Source organism: uncultured Nitrospira sp. (assembly GCA_902500695.1).
GTDB lineage: Bacteria > Nitrospirota > Nitrospiria > Nitrospirales > UBA8639 > Nitrospira_E.
Map to the genome: position 1 here is coordinate 22,856 of CABVRQ010000001.1, position 2,139 is coordinate 24,994.

Sequence of the window (2,139 nt, forward strand, 5' to 3'; positions counted from 1 at the left end):
GCACCCAGGTCGTGGACAATCAATATGAACGCGTGAAAGCTTACGTGGAGGTAATATGAAAGACCGTTCAAAAGAACTTCTTGAACAGTACGGGTGTGGACCCATCCAATTTTCCGGCACAAACGATGCACTTTATGAACGGCATCTCATCTTTGATCATGTCATTGACCCCAAGAAAGCGGACCCCCGCGAACAGTTTGAGGCGACTGCCGGATCAGTTCGAGATGTCATTTCGCAACGATGGCTCAAGACAGAGCAAACCTACGAGCGGAAAAACCCCAAGCGGGTGTATTACCTGTCAATGGAGTTCCTGCTCGGGCGGTCTCTCGCCAACAACGTGACCAACGCCATGCTGGGATCGCTGGCATTAGAGGGCCTAAAAAAGAGAGGTCTTAACCCGCTGGCCCTGCTTGAGATGGAGCCGGATGCCGGGTTGGGGAACGGAGGTCTTGGCCGGCTCGCAGCGTGCTTCATCGATTCCATGGCGACAATGCAAATTCCCGGCATGGGCTACGGCCTTCGTTACGAATATGGAATCTTCAAGCAAACGATCAAGGATGGCTGGCAATGCGAGCAACCGGATAATTGGTTGCGGCGTCCCGATCCCTGGGAAGTGCCACGTCTCGAGGAAGCCGTGGAAGTGAAATTGAACTGTTCGTTCGAACTGCGCGACGGGATTTTACGCATGATCCCTGGGCGCCCTACCAGCATCATCGGTATCCCCTTCGATCGTCCGGTCATCGGGTACGGGGGTAAAACGATCAATACCCTCCGGCTCTGGGCTGCGGCGGTACCGGATTATTTCGATTTCCAGCGGTTCAGCAGCGGTGATTTCGTGGCCGCGTTGGCCGGCACGCTCGCGGCCGAGTCACTCACCCGTGTGCTGTATCCCGACGACTCCACAGTCAAGGGTCAGGGGTTGCGGTTTCTGCAGGAATATTTCCTGGTCGCCTGCTCGCTAGGCGATCTCGTGCGGCGTTTCCGGCGCGGCAATACCGATTGGAACGCTCTCCCGGAAAAAGTCGCCATCCAGTTGAACGACACACACCCGACGATGGCCGTTCCTGAGCTCATGCGCATTCTCCTCGATGACGCCCAGCACGGCTGGGATCAGGCCTGGGATCTGACGCAGCGAACACTCGCGTATACAAACCATACCCTGCTACCCGAAGCATTGGAAAAATGGCCGCATCAATGGTTTGAACTCTTGCTGCCGCGCCATTTGGAAATTATCCACGAGATCAATCGCCGGCATCTTGACCATGCGCGTGCGCGCTTCGCCGGTGACGAAGGCCGTCTCTCCAACGTCAGCCTCATCGAGGAGGGGGCGATACGAAAAGTTCGCATGGCCAATCTGGCCATCGTCGGATCGCATAGCACCAACGGCGTGGCAGCCATTCATTCCGAACTTTTACGCTCCACAACGGTAAAAGATCTGGCTGAGCTGTATCCCGAGCGGTTCAACAACAAGACCAACGGGGTCACGCCGAGACGGTGGTTGCTGCTGGCGAACCCTGCGCTCTCCCACGCCATCACTGAGGCCATCGGCGACGGCTGGATTACCGATCTCCCCCAACTGACCAAGCTCAAGAAACTGGCCGGCGACAAGGGGTTCCGCGACGCGGTCCGCAAGGCGAAGCGCGCGGCAAAAGTGCAGTTTGCCCAGTGGCTTAAGTCGGAGAGCGGCCAGACCATTGATCCTGACTCCATCTTCGATTGTCAGGTCAAACGCATCCATGAATATAAACGGCAACTCCTCAACGCCTTGCGCATCGTCGTGCTCTACAACCGGTTGCGGGAGAATCCGAAGCTGAAGATGGCCCCTCGGACATTTTTCTTTTCCGGCAAGGCGGCACCGGCCTACCACCTGGCCAAAGTCATCATTAAGTTCCTGAACAATCTGGCCGGCACCATCGACGGCGACCCGACGGTGAAAGGTCGCCTCAAAGTCGTGTTCCTACCGGAATACTGCGTCTCGCTTGCGGAACGGCTGATCCCGGCTACCGATGTCTCCAACCAGATTTCCACCGCCGGCTATGAGGCCAGCGGCACGAGCAACATGAAATTCATGATGAACGGCGCGCTGACGTTGGGCACACGAGACGGCGCGACCATTGAGATGGCGGAAGAAGCGGGCGA

The 2,139-nt window shown here is 57.1% G+C and carries 1 protein-coding gene; it reads left to right on the plus strand.

The annotated features are described in order from the left end of the window. Positions 1 to 55 precede the first annotated feature (55 nt). Positions 56 to 2,139, plus strand: a 2,084-nt coding sequence (glgP, locus tag AAH187_RS00065; protein ID WP_342346385.1) for a glycogen/starch/alpha-glucan family phosphorylase, incomplete at its 3' end; no start/stop codon positions are given.